Genomic DNA, 18,857 nt, shown 5'->3' on the forward strand with positions numbered 1-18,857 from the left:
TGGCTTCGTGCCCAGGAACTCTGGGCTCGGCGCAAAAGCTACGGGACGTATGGGGACCGGAACGCGGCCCGAGGATGTACTGATTTGTGCCAGAAAATGAACAACTCTTCACTTTTACGCTAATAAGACAGAAAGGATCTGGTGGCGCAACCCCGACGTGAGGGACTGGATGGTGTCGTTTACTTCTTGCCGAACAAACCCGGCCCATTGGATCCGCCGTGGCCGATAGCGAAGTCGTATGCCGACTCCGCATGTTCATGCTCGTCGAGACCGTCGGCCTCGTGCTGCGCATCGGCACGGACACCCATGAACCTGCGTAGTCCGAGGGCGATGAAGGCGGTGACAGTGCCGGTGTAGGACATGACTGCGATCACTGCGACGAACTGCACCCACAGTTGGTGGAACCCGCCGCCGTAGAGCAATCCGTCCACGCCCGCGGGCATCTCGGAACTGGCGAGCAGACCGATCATCAGCGTTCCGACGATCCCGCCGACCAAGTGAACGCCGACGACGTCGAGAGAATCGTCGTAGCCGAACCTGTATTTGAGTCCGATCGCCATCGCACAGAGCGCACCGGCGACGATGCCGATGCCCGCCGCACCGATTGGGGACACCGCAGTACACGAGGGAGTGATGGCAACCAGCCCCGCGACAGCGCCGGAGGCGGCGCCGAACGATGTAGCCCGTCCGTCACGAATCTTTTCCACCACCAGCCACGCTGCCATCGACATCGCACCTGCGCCGAGAGTATTGACGAGTGCTACCGCAGCCACACCGTCGGCGGCGAATGCCGACCCGGCATTGAATCCGAACCACCCGAACCACAACAGGCCCGCACCGAGCATGACGGCGGGGAGATTGTGTGGCCGCATGGCCTCTCGCGGCCATCCGCGACGATTTCCCACCACGAGGGCGAGAACCAGCCCTGCCATGCCCGCGTTGATTTCGACGGCGGTGCCTCCGGCAAAGTCGATTGCACCCAGCCTGTTCGATATCCACCCACCCGTCCGGGAGACGAGGCCGTCGATGGAGAACACCCAGTGCGCGACCGGGAAGTACACGAAGGTAGCCCAGAGGGCGGCGAACAGGACCCACGGAATGAAGCGCATACGGTCCGCGACAGCCCCGGAGATCAGCGCCACGGTAACCATCGCGAACCCGGCTTGAAACGCCGCGAATACGAGCGCAGGAATCGTGCCGACCAACGGGATCGATATCGAACCTGCTGCCGAGGTGTAGACCCCACCGAGCAAGCCGTCGAAACCGGCGAAGGTCAGCGGATTACCGATCCAGCCATCGATCACATTCTCGCCGAACACCATCGAGTATCCAAAGGCCAACCAGAGCACCCAGACGACAGCGATGGCGGACAGGCTCATCATCATCATGTTCAGAACGCTCTTCGCGCGAACCATCCCGCCGTAGAAGAACGCAAGACCGGGCGTCATCAATAGAACGAGAGCAGTGCACGCCAGCATCCATGCGGTATCGCCCGTGTCGGGCGCCCCGATGATCACCTACCGAGGAACTTCGGCGGGCGCTTCTCGTTTCGTGCACGCCGGGCTTCTTGCATGTCCTCGCTCTTCCAGGCAGCGCCGAACGCTTCCCACTGCTCGGGCTTCGGCTCGTCGTGCGCACCGTCGTCGTTGAAGACGAGCTTGAGGTGCCGCAATGCCAGCGGCGCGAGCTCGGTGATCGACTGCGCCCACTGCTGCGCGACGTCCGCTCCGCCGCGCTTGTTCGCGAGTCCGCTGTGATATGCCTGTTCTGCGTGCAGACGTTCGCCACCGAGAAGAATCGTGCGCGCGACCGAGCCGCCTGCGAGCGAGGAGAGCCGCTTGATGGTCCAGTTGTTCACCGCGATACCCAGACGGGTCGAGGGGATCTCGAAGTAGCCCCCGTCTGCGACGACCCGAAGATCGCTTGCGATGGCGAGCTGGGTGCCGGCACCGACAGCTGGACCGTTGACTGCGGCGATGACCGGGATCGGGACACTCTGGACTGTCTGCAGAAGCGTGTTCAGGGTTTCGGGGAAGTCGCTCGCGAACGCGTCACCACTGAGATCTGCGCCTGCACAGAAGCTCGAGCCCTGACCCGTGATGACGATTACCCTGGCGTCGCCGGCGACGGCGTCCTCGATTCCCTCGCGCAGGGCCACACACAGTGCAGAATTTAGCGCGTTACGGCGTTCCGGTCGCTGAAGTTCGAGTGTGACGACGTCGCCGTCACGAGTCTGTCCGATCATGACCTAGACGTTACCCAGCGGTAGCGACAGTGGTGCTGCGCGGGCTGATCTACTGGTCGATGTGATCGAAACGGATATTGCGGTGATCGGCGCGGGACAGGCCGGGCTGTCTGCCGGATACCACCTACATCGGGCAGGGCTGCAGGCCGAAGAAGACTTCGTGATGCTCGACCGGTCTCCGGCACCGGGTGGAGCATGGCAGTACCGCTGGCCGTCACTGACGCTGAGCACCGTCAACAGGGTCCACGATCTGCCAGGAATGGAGTTCGCGGACACGTTGACCGGTGAGGCCCCCGAGTCCGTCGTCGCTGCCGAGGCAGTACCCCGCTACTACCGCGCCTACGAGGACAAGTTCGACCTCCGGGTGCGACGGCCGGTCACGGTGAACGTCGTCTGCGACCGCGAACCACGCTTCCGCATCGAAGCCGGTGAGACAGTTCTGTCGGCACGAGGATTGATCAATGCCACCGGTACGTGGGAGAAACCGTTCATCCCGCACTATCGGGGTGCCGAGTTGTTCGCCGGCCGGCAACTGCATACGAAGGACTATCGAACGGCAGACGAATTCGCCGGCGAACACGTGATCGTCGTCGGTGGTGGCATCTCGGCCGTCCAGCTGCTCGACGAGATTTCTCAGGTCACCCGCACGACGTGGGTCACGCGCCGCGAACCGGAATTTCGCGAGGCGAACTTCGGACCCGAGGCTGGACGGGCCGCTGTCGCGATGGTCGAGGATCGAGTTCGACGAGGACTGCCGCCCGGCTCGGTCGTGTCCGTCACCGGATTGCTGCTCACCGATCGTCTGAAAGCAGCGCGGGATCGGGGCGCCTTGACCCGCCTACCGATGTTCTCCCACATCACCTCGCACGGGGTTCGGTGGGAGGACGGCACGAGCGTGAATGCCGATGTGATCCTGTGGGCGACCGGATTTCGCAGCGCACTCGACCACTTGGCGCCGCTACGACTACGTGGGCCCGGCGGCGGAATCGTCATGGACGGCCGTCTTGCGACCCGCGTCGCGACGAACCACCGCGTGCACCTGCTCGGGTACGGGCCGTCGGCGAGCACCATCGGCGCCAATCGGGCCGGGCGGGCCGCGGTAACCGAATTACTAGACACACTGAACAGCAGTTAGAAATTTCGAGCAATCCGCCCACTCCTGCACTCAGTGTCATATACCTTCGAGCGGGTGTCCTACACGGACATCGCGCCGCACAACGCCCTCGTCCACTTCGGCGAAGCGTTCTGCGCTCGAACTGATTTCATCGACGGACAACAAGGAAGCTCGATCATGGGAAAGCTCGACGGGAAAGTAGCCTTCATCACCGGTGCGGCACGCGGCCAAGGCCGTAGCCACGCCATCAAGCTCGCACAAGAAGGTGCCGACATCATCGCCGTCGACATCTGCGCACAGATCGATACGGTCCCCTACCCCCTGGCAACACCGGAAGATCTCGCGCAGACAGTCAAGGAAGTCGAGGCACTCGACCGGCGGATCATCGCCAAGGAAGCCGACGTCCGCGATTACGACGCGCTGAAGTCCATCGTCGACGCCGCGGTCGCCGAATTGGGTCCGATCGACATCATTCTCGCCAATGCCGGTGTCGCACCCATGGGTGCCGTCGACCCCGATCACGTCAAGACCTTCCGCGACGTCATCGAGGTCAACCTGTTCGGCGCGTGGAACACCGTCCACGTGGGTGTACCTTCCATGATCGAGAAGGGCCAGGGCGGATCCATCGTCCTGACCAGTTCCACACAAGGTCTCTCCGGTGCAGGCGGAAACGGCTCGGGTGCGGCCGACGGCTACGCGGCCAGCAAGCACGCCCTCGTCGGGCTGATGCGTACGTTCACCAATTGGCTTGCGAAGTACTCCATTCGAGTCAACAGCGTGCATCCGACAGGTGTGAACACCCCGATGGTGATCAACGAAGCCATGCAGAATTATCTTGTCGCCAACCCGGAAGCCATCGCGCTGGCGGGCAATCTCCTGCCCGTCCCGATCGTCGACTCCATCGATATCAGCAACGCCATCGCCTGGCTCGTCTCGGACGAGGCCCGCTATGTCACAGGCGTCACGCTGCCCATCGATGCCGGATTCCTGGCGAAGTAGCGAGAACTCGTGACCCAGCTCGATGGCAAAAAGCAGCTCGCTCCGTTGTCGATCGTCGAGGTTCGTCGCCGGATCGCGGCGCGCCTCGTCGGGCGAGAGCACGAACTCGATCTGCTGTTGGCTGCGGTTGCAGCCGGGCGGGACCTCCTCATCGAGGGTCCGCCCGGCACCAGCAAGAGCACTCTGCTCGGCGCCATCACCGCCGAGTGGAACATCCCGCTACTGTTCGTCGAGGGCAACGCGGACCTGACCCCCGCCCGAATCGTGGGCCACCACAACCCTGCCCGAGTTCTTCGCGAGGATTACAGCGAGGACAACTTCGTGCCTGGGCCGCTTGTCGAGGCCATGCGCACCGGTGGATTTCTGTACATCGAGGAGTTCAACCGCGCACCGGAAGACACCTTGAACACGTTGCTCACCGCAATGGCAGAGCGACGCATCGCCATCCCGCGTGTCGGCACCGTCCATGCTCTCCCGACATTCCGTTTGATCGCATCGATGAATCCCTACGACAACGTCGGCACCACACGATTGTCGACGAGCGTGCACGATCGCTTGTGCAGACTCGCCATCGGTTACCAGGACGCCGAGGCGGAACGTGGAATCGTAGGGCTACGAACCGAATCCGACTCCCCGCGCTTGATTGCAGATTCGGTGGCGATCACCCGAGCCACGCGCGAACACGAGGACATCACGCAGGGCAGCAGTGTGCGCGGCGCGATCGATCTGACCCTGATCGCGCAGCAGTTGGCATTGCTTCGCTCCGTCGAACTCCCCGCGAGCACCGACGTCGAGCCCCCTCGTGATCTACCGGCGAGCTATCAGCAGGTGATGCTCGACGCGGTCCTCCTCGCACTGTCCGGACGCATCCACGTCGACGAGACTTCCGATTCGACACCAGAAATGATTCTGCGTTCCATCTGGGAGGACCACTTCGTGCTCCGCCCCGCCGCAGCGGCACCTGGTTGAAGAGCCGTCACTGCCGACTCACCGGTCCGTAGGCCCGGAAGCCGAGGCGCCGGCGGGGCATTGAAGCCTTTGCGGCGCAAGCCGAAACAACTCACCGAGTCGCCGTCACTGTTCCGTCCCGGCGGCGGGGCGGGAACGGTGCTGATTGCCGACGGACGTCCCGGATCGGGAAAGGCTGCCGGGGAGAACAACCCGTCGGTGCCAGGGCTCACGGAGGAGACTGCCGAGGTGATCGCACTCGCAGACGCCACCACGCAAGAATCGGCGTTCGACACCGCGACCCGAGCACGCGCTCGAAAGATCGCTGCTCGCTTGGCTGTTCGACGTCCCCGTCGCGACACCCATGCCAGACGCGGGGTAGGCGAACTGACCTCGCTCCGATACCGGGGCAGCAGCGATGAGATCGACCTCGACCGCACGCTCGATGTGCTCGCTGCCACTCCGATGCCGGAGGACGAGGACATCGTGGTACGAGAACGCCTGCACACCAAGCGGTCCGTCGTTCTCGTCGTCGACATTTCCGGATCGATGAAGGGCGAACGGGTGCGGACGGCCGCGGCGACCGTGGGCGCGCTCGCAGGTGAACTGAATCGTGACAACCTTGCCGTGGTCGCATTCTGGTCCGACGCGGCCGTTCTCAAGCGTTTCGGCGACCCGATGACGCCCCTCGGAATCCTCGATACCGTCCTGCGGATTCCGGCCCGCGGTCTGACCAACGTCCAGTTCGCGCTCGACACCGCGGCCGGGCTGCTACGGACAGTGTCCTCACCGGACTCGCGAGTGCTTCTGCTCTCCGACTGCGTGCACAACGCCGGACCCGATCCACGCCCCACCGCGGCGAGGATTCCGCGCCTGGACATCCTGCTCGACACCTCGGGTGAGAACGATGTCGACCTCGGCCGCGATCTCGCTCGCCTCGGGCGCGGGCGCATCAGGGTCATCCGCACTTACCGCGACGTCGGCCCCGCGTTGAGCGCACTGTTCGAGCCTTGACCGTGTGGTGCCCGCCACCAAGTCCCCTCTGGGACAATGGAACTGGCGGACACCCCTCCGGCCGTGAATCACTTCAGGCGCTGAACCACCATCGCCATGCCCTGGCCACCGGCCGCGCACATGGTCTCGACGCCGATCTCCTTGTCGCCCCAGGAGAGAGCGTTGAGCAGCGTCGCCGTCATCCGGGCTCCGGTCATACCGAACGGGTGCCCGAGTGCAATAGCACCGCCGTGCACGTTCACCCGATCGACGTCGACTCCCAAGTCGCGGTAGCTGGGAATGACCTGTGCGGCAAAGGCTTCGTTGATCTCGAACAGGTCGACATCGCTGACGTTCAAGCCTGCCGAAGCGACGGCCCGACGGGTAGCTTCCACCGGGCTCAAGCCCATGATTTCGGGAGATATTCCGGAAACCGAGGTCGACAGGATGCGCGCGAGCGGCTCGATCCCGAGATCCTTGGCGCGCTGCTCGGACATGATGACCAGTGCCGCTGCGCCGTCGTTGACCGGGCAGCAGTTGCCTGCTGTGACTGTTCCATCCGGTCGGAAGACCGGCTTGAGCGTCGACAGCGAATCGACATCGACGCCGGCGCGGGGGCCGTCGTCGCGAGAGACCGTCTGTCCGTCCGGAGTCTGGACGGGGGTGATTTCGCGATCGAAGAATCCGGAAGCGATGGACTCCTGAGCGCGTGCCTGACTGAGCGCGGCGTACTCGTCCTGCTCACGACGGCTGATGGAACGAAGGCCTGCAACGTTTTCTGCGGTCTCGCCCATTGCGAGGTAGACATCAGGGACAAGCCCTTCCTCGCGTGGATCCGTCCACGTGCTGCCTGCCTGCGCTGCAGCGCGCTCTGCGGGTGCAGCAAACTTGCTGTTCTTGGTGTCGGGCATTCCGTCGGACTTACCCAGTCCGAAACGCGAGACCATTTCCACGCCACCGGAAATGAAGGCGTCGCCCTCGCCGGCGCGAATGGCATGGAACGCCATCCGAGTGGTCTGAAGGCTGGAGGCGCAGTACCGCTGCACCGTGGTACCGGGCACGGTGTCGAGACCGAGAAGAACGGAAATCACGCGAGCGAGACCGTAGCCCTGCTCGCCTGCGGGCTGTGCACAACCGATCATGATGTCGGTCAGTTCCCGCGGATCGAACGCCGGGATTTTGTCCAGTGCAGCATGAATGATGGTGGCGGCGAGATCATCGGCGCGAAGATCCCGCAGTGATCCCTTGCGTGCGCGCCCGATCGGTGAACGGGCGGCAGAGACGATGACAGCTTCGGGCACGTGGGGCTCCTGAAAGTGGATTGAGTCGAAATCGATGGATGAGCAAAGGCAGTGCGAGCGTTCAGGCTCCGTACACGGGTGTCGGCGGTACGGCGCCACCGATCAGCTCGTCGACGACCGGTCCGAGTTCCTGCGGATCCCAACGGGCGCCCTTGTCGATGACGGTCCCATGGCGCCAACCGTCGGCGAGAGACACTTTGCCGCCCTCGACCTCGAAGACCCTTCCGGTGACATGAGCGGAAGCTGCGCTGCCCAGCCACACGACCAAGGGAGAGACGTTCTCCGGCGCCATCGCGTCGAAGCCTTCCTCGGGCGCCGCCATGGTCTCTGCCATCGCGCCTCCCGCACCGACGGTCATGCGAGTACGCGCAGCGGGTGCGATCGCGTTGACAGTGATTCCGTACCGAGCGAACTCGGCTGCGGCCTGGATGGTGAGCGTCGCGATTCCGGCTTTGGCCGCCGCGTAGTTTCCCTGTCCGATGCTGCCCAGCAGGCCTGCACCCGAACTGGTGTTGATGATGCGCGCATCGACGGCATTGCCTGCCTTCGCCTGTGCGCGCCAATAGGTGCTGGCATGACGCATCGGTGCGAAGTGTCCTTTGAGATGCACTCGGATGACCGCATCCCACTCTTCTTCGCTCATCGTCGCGAGCATGCGGTCACGCAGAAATCCACCGTTGTTGACAAGAACGTCGAGACGTCCGAAGCCATCGAGTGCCGTGTTCACGAGCCGCTCGGCACCGTCCCAGTCAGCGATGTCGTCTCCGTTGACCACCGCTTCGCCGCCTGCGGCCCGAATGGTGTCGACGACCTGCTCAGCCGGGCTCTCCCCCGTCGGACGTCCATCTTTGCCTGGGTCGAAATCGTTGACGACAACTTTGGCGCCTTCGGCCGCGAAAGCCAAAGCGTGTGCACGCCCCAAACCGCGGCCGGCTCCGGTCACGATTACAACGCGTCCCTCGAGCATGTCATTCACGTGTATGTCTCCTTGACGTTGCTGACGTGGAAGTCGATCGGTCGAGCTGCCGACAGCTCTCATGATTGCCGTGTTAGCGTACCAAGCAAGTGCTTGGTTGTTCAATCTGCCATTCGGCAACGAAATACGCTGAGCCTCGTCGATAGGATAATCTGCCAAGCAAGCGTTAGGTTAGGAGCCGAATGATCGAAGGACCGAGCACGACACCGGCAGCGCTCACTCGCGCCGCCGAGAACCATCCCGACCGTCTCGCGATCATCGACGGCGCTTTCAGCCTGACCTTCGCCCAGCTGCACGAGCAGGTAGAAGCATTCGCTTCCTCGCTCATTGCCTCCGGGGTCGAAGCAGATGCGCGCGTAGCGATCTGGTCGCCGAACACCTACCACTGGATCGTGGCAGCGCTAGGTACCCATTGGGCAGGCGGCGTCGTCGTTCCCATCAACACCCGCTACACCGGCACCGAGGCCGCCGACATCATCGAACGGGTGCACGCCGCAGCACTCGTCGTGGTCGGTGACTTTCTCGGCACCGATCGACTCGATCGACTGCAGGAGGCCGCACCGGAGTTGCAGGTGCCCGTCATCGTGCGAATCCCACTGAGCGGCACAGATCAACCGAAGACCGGTGTCACCGACTGGGACGAATTCTTCGACATCGGTACCGCCGCGTCCCTTGCAGAGACCCACGTGCGCAGCGCAGCGGTCGACGCCGAGTCCGTCTCCGACATCTTGTTCACCTCGGGCACCACCGGTCGCAGCAAAGGCGTGCTGAGCGCGCATCGTCAACTCATGTCGGTGGCGCAGTCGTGGACCGACAACGCCGCACTCACCGCAGAAGACAACTACCTGATCATCAATCCGTTCTTTCACAGCTTCGGATACAAGGCAGGTTTCGTCGCCGCGCTACTCGCCGGGGCCACAGTGGTACCGATGGCAGTGTTCGACGTGGAGGCCGTGATGGCCATCGTGTCCGAGCAGCGGATCAGCGTTCTCCCCGGTGCGCCGACGATCTACCAGAGCATTCTCGATCATCCACGACGTGGCGACTACGACATGTCCAACCTCCGGATTGCCGTTACCGGCGCGGCCCCGGTCCCAGTGGCTCTGGTCGAACGGATGCAGACCGAACTGTCCTTCGATGCCGTCCTCACCGCCTACGGCCAGACCGAAGCGGTAGTGGCAACGATGTGTCGCATCGACGACGACCCGGTCACCGTGTCCACCTCGTCCGGACGCGCCACCGCAGGTTTCGAAATCCGGATCGGGGAACACGACGAGATCCTCTTGCGCGGTCCCAACGTGATGCTCGGCTATCTGGACGATCCCGAGGCGACGGCCAAGACCATCGACTCGGATGGATGGCTGCACACCGGCGACGTCGGAGTACTCGACGACCGCGGTTATCTCGACATCACCGACCGCCTCAAGGACATGTACATCAGCGGCGGATTCAACGTCTACCCTGCCGAGATCGAAGCAATGTTGCTGCGACTTCCCGGGGTGTACGAGGCAGCCGTGATCGGTGTACCCGACGAGCGGATGGGCGAGGTCGGCCGCGCCTATGTCGTCCTGGGGCCAGGCACCGAGCTGTCCGAGGAGGCGATCGTCTCGTTTTGCAAGGACAAGCTGGCCGGCTTCAAAGCACCCCGGTCGGTGCAGTTCACCGAAGCTCTTCCTCGGAACGCGTCGGGCAAAGTGCTGAAAAACGAGTTGCGCGAGAAGAAGTCATGACCGAATAGCAGGAGCATGAACGAAAAGGCCGGGAGGGTGGCAATTGCCACCCTCCCGGCCTTTTCGTTCGGTCCGAAAATTCTCAGAACTCGATTTTCAGCCTGTCACTCACCGGGCGTGCTTGGCAGGCGAGAATGTATCCCTCTTCGATGTCGGCAGGATCGAGTATGGACGAATTCGCCATCTCTACTTCACCGTCGAGGACACGGCAGGCGCACGAACCGCATTCGCCCTCTCGGCACGAATACGGAACGTCGAGATTCTTGGACAACATCACGTCGACGAGCGTCGCGCTACGTGGCCAGATCATCTCGTGAGACTCACCATCCATCTCGACCTCTACCGACGCAGGTGCAGGCCCGTCGGTAGCGTCGAGTGAGATCAGTTCTTCGACCACCGGTGCAAAAGGATCTCCGGTCAGTGAGACGAAAATTTCCGTGTGGATCTTGCTTCGCGACGCACCGGCGTTCGCCAGCGACTCGTGAATGGCATCCATGAACGGCTTCGGCCCACAGATGTATGCGCGCCTGTCCGTCCAATGCTGCGAGAGGGTTGCGAGTTGACCGATCGTGGGTCGACCTTGCACAGACTCCAACCAGTGGACGATGGTCAGTCGATCGTCATATTTTGCGGCCAACTCGCGTAGCTCTGCGGCGAAGATGACCGCGTTCTCGTCACGATTGGCGTAGAACAACGCAACCTTGCCCGTGCCCTGGTCGAGAAGGGATTTCAGGATCGACATCACCGGAGTGATGCCGCTGCCTGCTGCGAAGAGCGCGACGTCTTCGTCGAGGTCCACCACGGTGAACACCCCTGCCGGGGGAAGCACTTCGATGCTGTCGCCGACCGCGACGTTGTCACACAGCCAGTGCGACCCGAATCCGCCGTCGGTGCGTTTGACGGTCACCTTGAGGAGTTCGTCGGTGAAGGGCGAGCTCGCCAACGAATAGCAACGTGCTACCGACCCTTCGCGTTCACTCGGAATCCGTAGCGTCAGAAACTGACCCGGCTTGTACTTCAGTCGCTCCCGACTCTCGGCGGGTACGTCGAAGACCAACGAGCGCGCATCCGTGGTTTCCTCTATTACGGCAGCAACTGTCACCACCACCGACCGTGTACTGTGCGGCGCCTCGACCAATGTCATCGCGTTGTGCCCTTTCCGATGCGAAAAATATCCAGGCTGACTATACTGGCGCCTCTGGGCAGGTTCGACGCGTTCCCGCTGTGCGAGACTCAGCCTGAAGAGAAATCATCCCCAGCGCGACTGTCCGCCGTCGAGTGGAATCGTCGCTCCGGTGAGATAGCCGGCATCGTCGCTGACGAGGAACAGCACGGCACGGCCGATATCGGTTTCCGGGTCGCCTACCCGGCCGAGCGGAATACTCTCGACGAACTCGGCTGCCTCCTCTGGATTCTTCTGCATCCACCGTTCGAGGGCCGGGGTCTTCGCGTGCGGGGCCACGGCCAGAACGCGGATTCGGTCCTCGCCCCATTCACAGGCAGCGGACCGGGTGAGCGCGCGCATTCCTTCCTTGATCGAAGCGTATGCACCGTAGTTGCTCGCGTCCCAGCGCACCGAAGCCGCGGTCACCATATTGATGATCACGCCGCCCCCACGTGCCTTCATATGTGGATGACACAGTTGCATCAATCGCAAAGCTGCAAGTGGCCCCGATGCGAAAGATCTTTCGTACTCTTCGTCGACTATCGACAAAATCGGGCCGGGCTTGCAGTCGTTGGCATTGTTCACCAGGATGTCCACTGAACCAAGGGCACTCACGGTCTGTTCCACAGCGGCGGTGATGTCGTCTCGATCTTTCACGTTGCAGACGACAGCTTCGCTACGAACTCCGATTTCGGTCAGCATTGCGCAGGTGTCGTGCAGTTTGCTTTCGGTACGGCCGGCAACCGCAATGGCGGCACCTTCCTTCGCCAAGGCAAGTGCGATACCTTGACCGATACCTTGACCCGCACCCGTGATGAGTGCAACCTTGCCGTCGAGCTTTCCCATTTTCACTCCTGATTATCTAGAATCGAATTTTTCTTTACTGTTTGTCGTCAGACCGGAACCGAATACGTTCTCATCGAAAAATCGGTAATTCAACCGATTCCACCATCATCGAAGAAGGATTCATTGTGACTGCCCCTCGAGCTTTCGACTTCTCCCATCGCAGCATCGTCGTCACCGGCGGCACCAAAGGTATCGGCTTCGAAATCGCCACCGCGTTCTTGGCGGCCGGTGCTGACGTAATGGTCTGCGGTCGTACAGTTCCCGAGACGTTACCGAGCTTCGACGGACGCAGTGCGAAGTTCCGTGCAACGGACGTCCGCGACCCGGCCGACGCCGCCGGATTGATCGAGGATGCAGTCGCAGCCCACGGCCGACTCGACGTACTGGTGAACAACGCCGGCGGCTCACCGGACGCCGATGCTGCAACCGTCTCACCACGATTCGTCGAGAAGATCGTGGCATTGAATCTTCTCGCACCTTTCAATGTGTCGCAGGCCGCCAACGCAGTGATGCAGACGCAACCCGAAGGTGGTTCGATCGTCAACATCGGCAGCGTGTCCGCACACGATCCGCAACCCGGAACCGCTGCTTACAGTGCCGCCAAAGCCGGTCTCCTGGTGCTCACCAAGGCCCTTGCGTTGGAGTGGGCCCCGAAAGTGCGGATCAACCACATCACGACGGGTCTGATCCGCACCGACAGCGCCGCCGCGGTGTACGGCGACGATGGCGGTGCGGCTGTAGTTCGGACCCTTCCGATCGGCAGGATGGCCGTTCCCGAGGACATCGCCGGAGCGTGCTTGTTCCTCTCCAGCGAGTGGGCGTCCTACGTCAACGGTGCAGACCTCGCGGTGCACGGAGGAGGCGAATACCCCGCTCGTTACCTCGCAACCCATCCCTGACCTCGGTCGCTCATTCTCCCGAGTGGAACCGCGCACGGGCTCCGGCGATGACCGGCTGCCCGTCGCGGACCAACTCGAAGGCGGTGCCGTCGGACTCGTCCCAAGAGAGCAGGTCCGGTGAGTCCCCTGGGAACAGCGGGGCTGCGAAGCGTCCGCTCACGCTGGCGAGGTCGGCCGGATGGACACCGAGCCTGCGGGCAAGTGCAAGAGTGCTCGCCGCCAGAGTGCAGAGGCCATGCATGATCGGTCGCGGCTGACCGATGGCCTCGGCCGCAGCCGGATCGATGTGGATATGGTGACGATCGCCGGTGAGGCGGTACAGCGCAGCTTGATTCGAGCTGGTGCGGAGCACATCGGTCGAGGAAGGACTCTGCTCGGGTCGGGTCGTTTTCGCCGGTCCGCGCTCGCCACCGAAGCCACCCGATCCCGGCGCGAAAATTGCCCACGTTGCCACGAAGAACGGCGATTCGACCTTTACCTCGAATACGGCCGCCGCGCCCTTGTCCCACACCTCGCCCACCGATGCCCGCATGGTGACCGAACCACTCGTGGGCAGCGGGGCGATGACCTCCATGCTTTGCGAGCCATGAAGTGCGGTGGTGGTGTCGAAGCCCCCGCGTGAGCCCAACTCGTCGGGCGCCCATTGCGCGAGGGTCAACGCGAAGGTGGGCAGAACACGAAGGTTCTTTTCGAAGACCAGGTCCAACTCGCCGGCCTCTGCTCCCACTGCGAGCGCGTAGAGGATGGCGTCCTTCTCTTCGTAGGACACCGTCCGGGTGCCGAGATCCACGCCTTTCCACTGGTCCGGGGTCGTGGGGGTCTGCTCGGTCATACTCATTGCTCGCGTCCTAGGATCAGCCCACTGGTGGGCACGGCTGTACCGGCAGTGACCAGTACATTGTTCACTTCGTTCGGTTGGGTGGTCGACGTCCCGCGCAGTAGACGCACTGCTTCGGCGATACCGTTCACCCCGTGCAGGTAGGCCTCTCCCAGCTGACCACCGTGCGTATTCGTGGGCAGCGATCCGCCGATGTCGAGATTTCCTTCACGAATGAAATCCTTCGCCTCGCCGCGCCCACAGAAGCCCAGTTCCTCGAGCTGCGGAAGCACCAAGGGTGTGAAGTGGTCGTAGAGGATTGCGGCGGAAATATCCGCAGGCGTCAACCCGCTCTGGCCGTACAACTGCTTTGCCACCACTCCCATTTCGGGGATGCCGGTGATCTCGGGGCGGTAGTAGCTCGCCATCATGTGCTGATCTCGACCCGATCCCTGCGCAGCGCCTCGGACGATCGCCGGGGCATGCTTCAGATCCCGTGCACGCTCGGCAGAGACGATGACCAATGCCTGGCCTCCGTCGGTTTCCTGGCAGCAGTCGAGCAAGTGCAGCGGCTCGGCGATCCATCGAGAATTCTGGTGATCTTCGAGTGTGATGGGCCGGTTGTAGAACCACGCGGCGGGATTGACCGCGGCATGCGCCCGAGCCACCACGGCGACGCGGCCGAAGTCTTCACTGGTCGCGCCGTATTCGTGCATGTAACGACGGGCGAACATCGCAACCCACTGAGCTGGAGTCGACAAGCCCTGGGGGGTCAGCCACGCATATGCGGCACGATCGGCCGTACTGTCCATCGGCCGGTCATGCTGGCCCAAGCCGTAACGCGTACCGGATCTTTCGTTGAACGCGCGATAGCAGACGACGACGTCGGCGACGCCCGTGGCGACCGCCATCGCTGCCTGTTGCACGGTGGCACATGCTGCCCCGCCGCCGTACCCGATGCGTGAGAAGAACTTCAGTTCACCGAGACCGGTATTGCGAGCAACGATCGCCTCGCCGTTGGTCTCTGCAGTGAAGGTGGACAATCCGTCGACCTCGGAAGGGTCGATACCGGCATCTGCCAAAGCTGCGACGATGGCCTCGCAAGCGAGTTGAAGTTCACTGCGCCCGGAATTCTTGGAGAATTCGGTGGCACCGATTCCGACAATGGCTGCAGCACCGGATAATTGGCCACTCATCGAGCACCCGAGGATTCATACGCTACGGTCACGGTCCCTTTGACGTGGTCACCGAGACTGTTGCGGCCGCGCACCGTCACCTCGACCGTGTCGCCGTCCTTGCCGGACACCGTTCCGCTCAAATGCATATCGTCTCCAGGATAGTTGGGCGCCCCGAGCCGGACCTTTATCCTTCGCACGGTCGCAGCAGGGCCCGCCCACGCGCTGACGAACTGTCCCACCAGACCATTGGTGGTCAGTATGTTCATGAAGATGTCCTTCGACCCCCGCTCGACCGCCTGCACGGCGTCGTGGTGAACATCCTGGAAGTCGCGGGTCGCAAGCGCACCCGCCACGATCAGCGCCCGCGTGATCGGCACGATCGACTCCGGAAGCTCATCTCCCACTGCACAATCGCTCAGGCTTCGCACACTCACCGCGGGGCTACTCATGCGATGACCTCGACCCCGGTTGCCAAGAGGTCGCCGAGGCGGTTCAGGTCGGACGCCGCGCCTCCCAGTGTGGCGCCGATCTGCTTGCCCCACAGCAGGTAGCGGTGAATCGGGTAGTCGGTGTCCACGCCGATACCACCGTGTACGTGCTGCGTTCGGTGCACGACTCGCGCTCCGGCGTCGCTGGCCCACCACTTGGCGACCAACACCGACGTACCCGGGTCCTCCCCCGCCGACAGCAGCCAGGCTGCCTGCCAGAGGGTGACACGCATAGCTTCGATGTCGATGTAGCAGTCCGCGAGCTGATGCCCCACAGCTTGGAACGTGGCAAGCGGTCGGCCGAACTGAACTCGTTCGTTCAGATACGCCACCGCCTGCTTCACAGCACTCTCGGCGACACCCAACTGCACTGCAGCCAAGGCGATTTCGGCATAGGACTCGATCTTCCCGACGGCACTACCATCGGCTGCACCGAGAATATCGACGCGCGCGCCCTCGGCAGTGATATCGGCACAGAGTTCGTGCGTCGTGGATTCGTTGTCCAGGCGGCTCACACCCTCGGCAGACGGATCCAACAGGAAGAGCGCAGGGCCCGAGGGCGTTTCGGCAGAGACCACAACTCGTGCGGCGACATGTACCGACGGGACTGCAACCTTCGATCCCGTCACGCGCCAGACACCGTCGACCTCTGCGGCGGTCATGGACGGTGCACCGCTGCCGAAGGGACCGAAACCTTCGAGTCCGACCGTCAGAATTTTCGAACCATCGGTTGCGGCGGGAAGCCACTCGTTCTTCTGATTCTCGGTTCCGAACTCGCCGATGACCAACGCGCTCACCAGGTGTGGCCACAACGGGACCGGCGCAACCCGGCGCCCTTGTTCGACGAGCACGACGCAGAGTGCGGAGAAATCGAGGGCACTTCCACCGAATTCTTCACTCACCGCGATACCGAGCACACCGGTGCGGCCGAGCTCGTCCCACAGGTCCCGATCGATCCGATCCGTCGAGGCCTCCACGGCCACGATTCGGTCGGTGCTTGCGCGCGCACCGAAGACATCGGCGGCAAGTTCGCCGATCGTTCGCTGCTCTTCGCTGAAACTGAAATCCATCAGTGCTCCTGAGATGAAATAGGCCGGAAGGCAGGCAAAGTCAGATCCGAGTCGGCATCGATCCAGGTCAACTCGACGGGCATGTCGATGGTGACGTCCGCGGGCTCGATGCCGGTCATATTGGCGACCAAGCGAGTGCCCTCCTCGAGTTCGATGACAGCGACGATCAACGGATAGTCGAAGGCATCGATCTGTGGATGGTGGTTCACGACGAAGCTGTACACGTGACCGCGCCCTGACGCGTCCACGGTGTCCCAGTCGGTGGATCGGCACTGTCCACACATCGGACCGGTCGGATGCCGAAGCACACCGCAGGAGGTGCATCGCTGTATCACCAACCGGTGTTCGAGAGCGGCTGCGAACCAGAACGCATTGTCGTCGTTCAGCGCCGGACGCGGTCGCAGGGCGCGAGCAACGGCTTTCTCCGCCGGCCGGTACCGCAACGTACGCCACCGCTGCGTGCCGACGACCATGCCGTCGGTATCGCGATACGTCTTGAGCGTGGTGATGAAATGCCCGACGCCCAGCCCGGTCTTCTTCTCCTCGGAAATTGCTTCGACAACTTCCGACACCTGAAGATGGTCACCTGGACGTAGCTCTCGGAAGAACTCCATATCGGAATCGGTGGCGACCACCGAGGTGAATCCGGCGTCGTCGAGGACCGCGATCAGGTCGGTCCAGGTCGGCGAAGGGTCGACTCCGGACATCTTGTCCGTGTAGGACTTCATCGTCCACACCTGGAGCATGGCGGCGGGTGCAACCGAACCGTCGGCGTGCTTCGGATCCCCACCCCCCATGACCTCGGTCCAATGTCTGATCATCGGCGCGTTCACCGGGTCCGGTCCGAGTGTCGGTGGGACCAATACCGCGCCCTCGAATTCGCGCAGGCGCGCGCTCACCTCGATCATGCGTTCCTCTTGGCACGAACCAGGCCGAGGCCCATCGTGCCGACCATGTCGCGCAGGACTTCGTTGACCCCACCGCCGAAGGTGTTCACGACGGATTGCCTGGAGATTTGTTCGATCTGGCCGCCGAGAACTGCACCGGGAGAACCGGGCCGAAGACGCCCCACCGCACCGAGGATGCCCTGCAGTGCGCGGTAGACCTCGATGTGCGTTTCCGTGCCGTAGGTCTTGATGGCGCCCGCGTCCGCTCCGGACAAGGTGTCCTGTGCGACGGCAGCGGCCATCTTCCAGTTCATCAGCCGCATCGCCTCGAGCTTGGCGTGGGTACGGGCGAATTCGATACGTACCCAAGGAATTTCGAGTGCACCGTTGTCTTGCGCCCAGTCGAATACCTGACGCCAGAGACCGAGGGTTCGGCCGCCGAGCGCGGCGAGGCCGATCCGTTCGTGATTGAGCTGCGCCGTGATGAGCTGCCAGCCTCCGTTGATCTCGCCCACCACTTCGGCGTCCGTGATGCGAATATCGCTGTAGTACGTCGAGGTGACCATCAATCCACCGACGGTATTGATGGGCGACCAGCTGAAGCCCTCGTCGTCGGTGGGCACGATGAGAATCGAGATCCCGCGATGCTTCGGAGCATCCGGGTCCGTGCGGGCTGCGAGCCACACATAGTCGGCAGTGTTGGCGCCACTGGTGAAGATCTTGTTGCCGTTGACAACCCAGTCCTCACCGTCCCGGACTGCTTTCGTCCGCAGCGACGCGAGATCGGTGCCCGCCTCGGGCTCGGTGTAGCCGATGGCGAAGACGATCTCGCCCGCCAGAATGCCGGGCAGAAAGCGTTCCTTCTGCTCTTCGGTACCGAATTTCATCAGCGTCGGACCGACCGTGTTGACGGTGACGAACGGGAACGGCAATCCGGCCCGCTGAACCTCGTCGAAGAACACGAACTGATCCTCGGCAGAGCGTCCCTGGCCGCCGAACTCCACGGGCCAGCCGATTCCGAGCCATCCGTCTTTGCCGAGCAACCGCACTATCTCCCGAAAGTGCTCACCGCCGACACCTTGCTCTCCGGCGACGCGTCGCTTCTCCGGCGGCAGTAGCTCTGCAAAATATGTGCGTAGCTCCTGCCGGAGAGCGCTCTGTTCTGGTGTTTCCTTGAGATCCATCTCAATACTCCTCGTGC

18 protein-coding genes are annotated in these 18,857 nt (G+C 62.8%); 6 read left to right on the forward strand and 12 right to left on the reverse strand.

Going from position 1 to position 18,857, the window contains the following annotated elements; translation table 11 throughout:
* Positions 1-179: 179 nt before the first annotated feature.
* Together H2510_RS15400 and H2510_RS15405 are read right to left on the reverse strand one after the other, a co-directional pair.
* A complete protein-coding gene (locus tag H2510_RS15400) occupies positions 180-1,478 on the reverse strand; it encodes an ammonium transporter (RefSeq protein ID WP_186629288.1) in 1,299 nt (432 codons plus the stop codon).
* Between the two features lie 35 nt (positions 1,479-1,513).
* On the reverse strand, positions 1,514-2,245 hold the full coding sequence (locus tag H2510_RS15405; protein ID WP_186629151.1) for an enoyl-CoA hydratase: 732 nt from the start codon (positions 2,243-2,245) through the stop codon (positions 1,514-1,516).
* A 61-nt stretch (positions 2,246-2,306) separates the two neighbouring features.
* Between H2510_RS15405 and H2510_RS15410 the strand changes: the two genes are divergently transcribed.
* From H2510_RS15410 to H2510_RS15425, 4 genes are all read left to right on the forward strand, one after another.
* Positions 2,307-3,380 carry an NAD(P)-binding domain-containing protein gene (locus H2510_RS15410; protein ID WP_186629152.1) on the forward strand — a complete coding sequence of 358 codons (1,074 nt, stop codon included), beginning with the start codon at positions 2,307-2,309 and terminating at the stop codon, positions 3,378-3,380.
* Between the two features lie 156 nt (positions 3,381-3,536).
* Complete coding sequence (locus H2510_RS15415) at positions 3,537-4,358, forward strand: mycofactocin-coupled SDR family oxidoreductase (protein ID WP_186629289.1); 822 nt, start codon at positions 3,537-3,539, stop codon at positions 4,356-4,358.
* 9 nt (positions 4,359-4,367) lie between these two features.
* Entirely contained in the window at positions 4,368-5,327 is a 960-nt protein-coding gene (locus tag H2510_RS15420) for an AAA family ATPase (RefSeq protein WP_397517369.1), read from the forward strand.
* Positions 5,328-5,396: 69 nt separating this feature from the next.
* The gene (locus H2510_RS15425) at positions 5,397-6,320 is read left to right on the forward strand and encodes a VWA domain-containing protein (RefSeq protein WP_186629291.1); all 924 of its coding nucleotides are present in this window, start codon (positions 5,397-5,399) and stop codon (positions 6,318-6,320) included.
* A 68-nt stretch (positions 6,321-6,388) separates the two neighbouring features.
* On the opposite strand, the gene H2510_RS15430 is transcribed toward H2510_RS15425, so the two are convergent.
* Both H2510_RS15430 and H2510_RS15435 read right to left on the reverse strand, forming a co-directional pair.
* Positions 6,389-7,600 carry an acetyl-CoA C-acetyltransferase gene (locus H2510_RS15430; RefSeq protein WP_186629153.1) on the reverse strand — a complete coding sequence of 404 codons (1,212 nt, stop codon included), beginning with the start codon at positions 7,598-7,600 and terminating at the stop codon, positions 6,389-6,391.
* A 61-nt stretch (positions 7,601-7,661) separates the two neighbouring features.
* Positions 7,662-8,567: an SDR family oxidoreductase gene (locus tag H2510_RS15435; RefSeq protein WP_222438810.1), complete on the reverse strand. Its 906-nt coding sequence runs from the start codon at positions 8,565-8,567 to the stop codon at positions 7,662-7,664.
* Positions 8,568-8,758: 191 nt separating this feature from the next.
* On the opposite strand from H2510_RS15435, the gene H2510_RS15440 reads away from it, so the two are divergent.
* Complete coding sequence (locus H2510_RS15440; RefSeq protein WP_186629155.1) at positions 8,759-10,306, forward strand: FadD3 family acyl-CoA ligase; 1,548 nt, start codon at positions 8,759-8,761, stop codon at positions 10,304-10,306.
* A gap of 82 nt (positions 10,307-10,388) precedes the next feature.
* Here H2510_RS15440 and H2510_RS15445 read toward each other — a convergent pair whose 3' ends face one another.
* Complete coding sequence (locus tag H2510_RS15445) at positions 10,389-11,450, reverse strand: ferredoxin--NADP reductase (RefSeq protein WP_186629156.1); 1,062 nt, start codon at positions 11,448-11,450, stop codon at positions 10,389-10,391.
* A 105-nt stretch (positions 11,451-11,555) separates the two neighbouring features.
* A complete protein-coding gene (locus H2510_RS15450) occupies positions 11,556-12,317 on the reverse strand; it encodes an SDR family NAD(P)-dependent oxidoreductase (RefSeq protein ID WP_186629157.1) in 762 nt (253 codons plus the stop codon).
* A 125-nt stretch (positions 12,318-12,442) separates the two neighbouring features.
* Between H2510_RS15450 and H2510_RS15455 the strand changes: the two genes are divergently transcribed.
* Positions 12,443-13,216, forward strand: coding sequence for an SDR family oxidoreductase (locus tag H2510_RS15455; protein ID WP_186629158.1), 774 nt, complete (start codon positions 12,443-12,445; stop codon positions 13,214-13,216).
* A 10-nt stretch (positions 13,217-13,226) separates the two neighbouring features.
* On the opposite strand, the gene H2510_RS15460 is transcribed toward H2510_RS15455, so the two are convergent.
* The 6 genes from H2510_RS15460 to H2510_RS15485 are packed head-to-tail and all read right to left on the reverse strand — an operon-like array spanning position 13,227 to position 18,840.
* The gene (locus H2510_RS15460) at positions 13,227-14,048 is read right to left on the reverse strand and encodes a MaoC/PaaZ C-terminal domain-containing protein (RefSeq protein WP_186629292.1); all 822 of its coding nucleotides are present in this window, start codon (positions 14,046-14,048) and stop codon (positions 13,227-13,229) included.
* 2 nt (positions 14,049-14,050) lie between these two features.
* The gene (locus H2510_RS15465; protein ID WP_186629159.1) at positions 14,051-15,229 is read right to left on the reverse strand and encodes a lipid-transfer protein; all 1,179 of its coding nucleotides are present in this window, start codon (positions 15,227-15,229) and stop codon (positions 14,051-14,053) included.
* Positions 15,226-15,660 (reverse strand): MaoC family dehydratase, encoded by a 435-nt coding sequence (locus H2510_RS15470; RefSeq protein WP_186629160.1) that lies wholly within the window; start codon positions 15,658-15,660, stop codon positions 15,226-15,228. The genes H2510_RS15465 and H2510_RS15470 overlap by 4 nt, the downstream gene beginning before the upstream one ends.
* On the reverse strand, positions 15,657-16,769 hold the full coding sequence (locus tag H2510_RS15475; protein WP_186629161.1) for an acyl-CoA dehydrogenase family protein: 1,113 nt from the start codon (positions 16,767-16,769) through the stop codon (positions 15,657-15,659). The genes H2510_RS15470 and H2510_RS15475 overlap by 4 nt, the downstream gene beginning before the upstream one ends.
* Entirely contained in the window at positions 16,769-17,677 is a 909-nt protein-coding gene (locus H2510_RS15480) for a Zn-ribbon domain-containing OB-fold protein (RefSeq protein WP_186629162.1), read from the reverse strand. The genes H2510_RS15475 and H2510_RS15480 overlap by 1 nt, the downstream gene beginning before the upstream one ends.
* Positions 17,674-18,840, reverse strand: a complete 1,167-nt coding sequence (locus tag H2510_RS15485) for an acyl-CoA dehydrogenase family protein (RefSeq protein ID WP_136169840.1) — start codon at positions 18,838-18,840, stop codon at positions 17,674-17,676. The genes H2510_RS15480 and H2510_RS15485 overlap by 4 nt, the downstream gene beginning before the upstream one ends.
* Between the last annotated feature and the right edge of the window lie 17 nt (positions 18,841-18,857).

This window comes from Rhodococcus sp. BP22 (assembly GCF_014281965.1).
In the GTDB taxonomy this organism is placed as follows: Bacteria; Actinomycetota; Actinomycetes; order Mycobacteriales; family Mycobacteriaceae; genus Rhodococcoides.

Bases quoted from the DNA above. Each gene is read 5' to 3' on its own strand.
- H2510_RS15445 (WP_186629156.1), bottom strand. From the start codon at position 11,450: ATGACATTGGTCGAGGCGCCGCACAGTACACGGTCGGTGGTGGTGACA.
- H2510_RS15415 (WP_186629289.1), top strand. From the start codon at position 3,537: ATGGGAAAGCTCGACGGGAAAGTAGCCTTCATCACCGGTGCGGCACGC.
- H2510_RS15405 (WP_186629151.1), bottom strand. From the start codon at position 2,245: ATGATCGGACAGACTCGTGACGGCGACGTCGTCACACTCGAACTTCAG.
- H2510_RS15400 (WP_186629288.1), bottom strand. From the start codon at position 1,478: ATGCTGGCGTGCACTGCTCTCGTTCTATTGATGACGCCCGGTCTTGCG.
- H2510_RS15450 (WP_186629157.1), bottom strand. From the start codon at position 12,317: ATGGGAAAGCTCGACGGCAAGGTTGCACTCATCACGGGTGCGGGTCAA.
- H2510_RS15475 (WP_186629161.1), bottom strand. From the start codon at position 16,769: ATGGATTTCAGTTTCAGCGAAGAGCAGCGAACGATCGGCGAACTTGCC.
- H2510_RS15485 (WP_136169840.1), bottom strand. From the start codon at position 18,840: ATGGATCTCAAGGAAACACCAGAACAGAGCGCTCTCCGGCAGGAGCTA.
- H2510_RS15465 (WP_186629159.1), bottom strand. From the start codon at position 15,229: ATGAGTGGCCAATTATCCGGTGCTGCAGCCATTGTCGGAATCGGTGCC.
- H2510_RS15440 (WP_186629155.1), top strand. From the start codon at position 8,759: ATGATCGAAGGACCGAGCACGACACCGGCAGCGCTCACTCGCGCCGCC.
- H2510_RS15470 (WP_186629160.1), bottom strand. From the start codon at position 15,660: ATGAGTAGCCCCGCGGTGAGTGTGCGAAGCCTGAGCGATTGTGCAGTG.
- H2510_RS15460 (WP_186629292.1), bottom strand. From the start codon at position 14,048: ATGACCGAGCAGACCCCCACGACCCCGGACCAGTGGAAAGGCGTGGAT.
- H2510_RS15480 (WP_186629162.1), bottom strand. From the start codon at position 17,677: ATGATCGAGGTGAGCGCGCGCCTGCGCGAATTCGAGGGCGCGGTATTG.
- H2510_RS15435 (WP_222438810.1), bottom strand. From the start codon at position 8,567: ATGCTCGAGGGACGCGTTGTAATCGTGACCGGAGCCGGCCGCGGTTTG.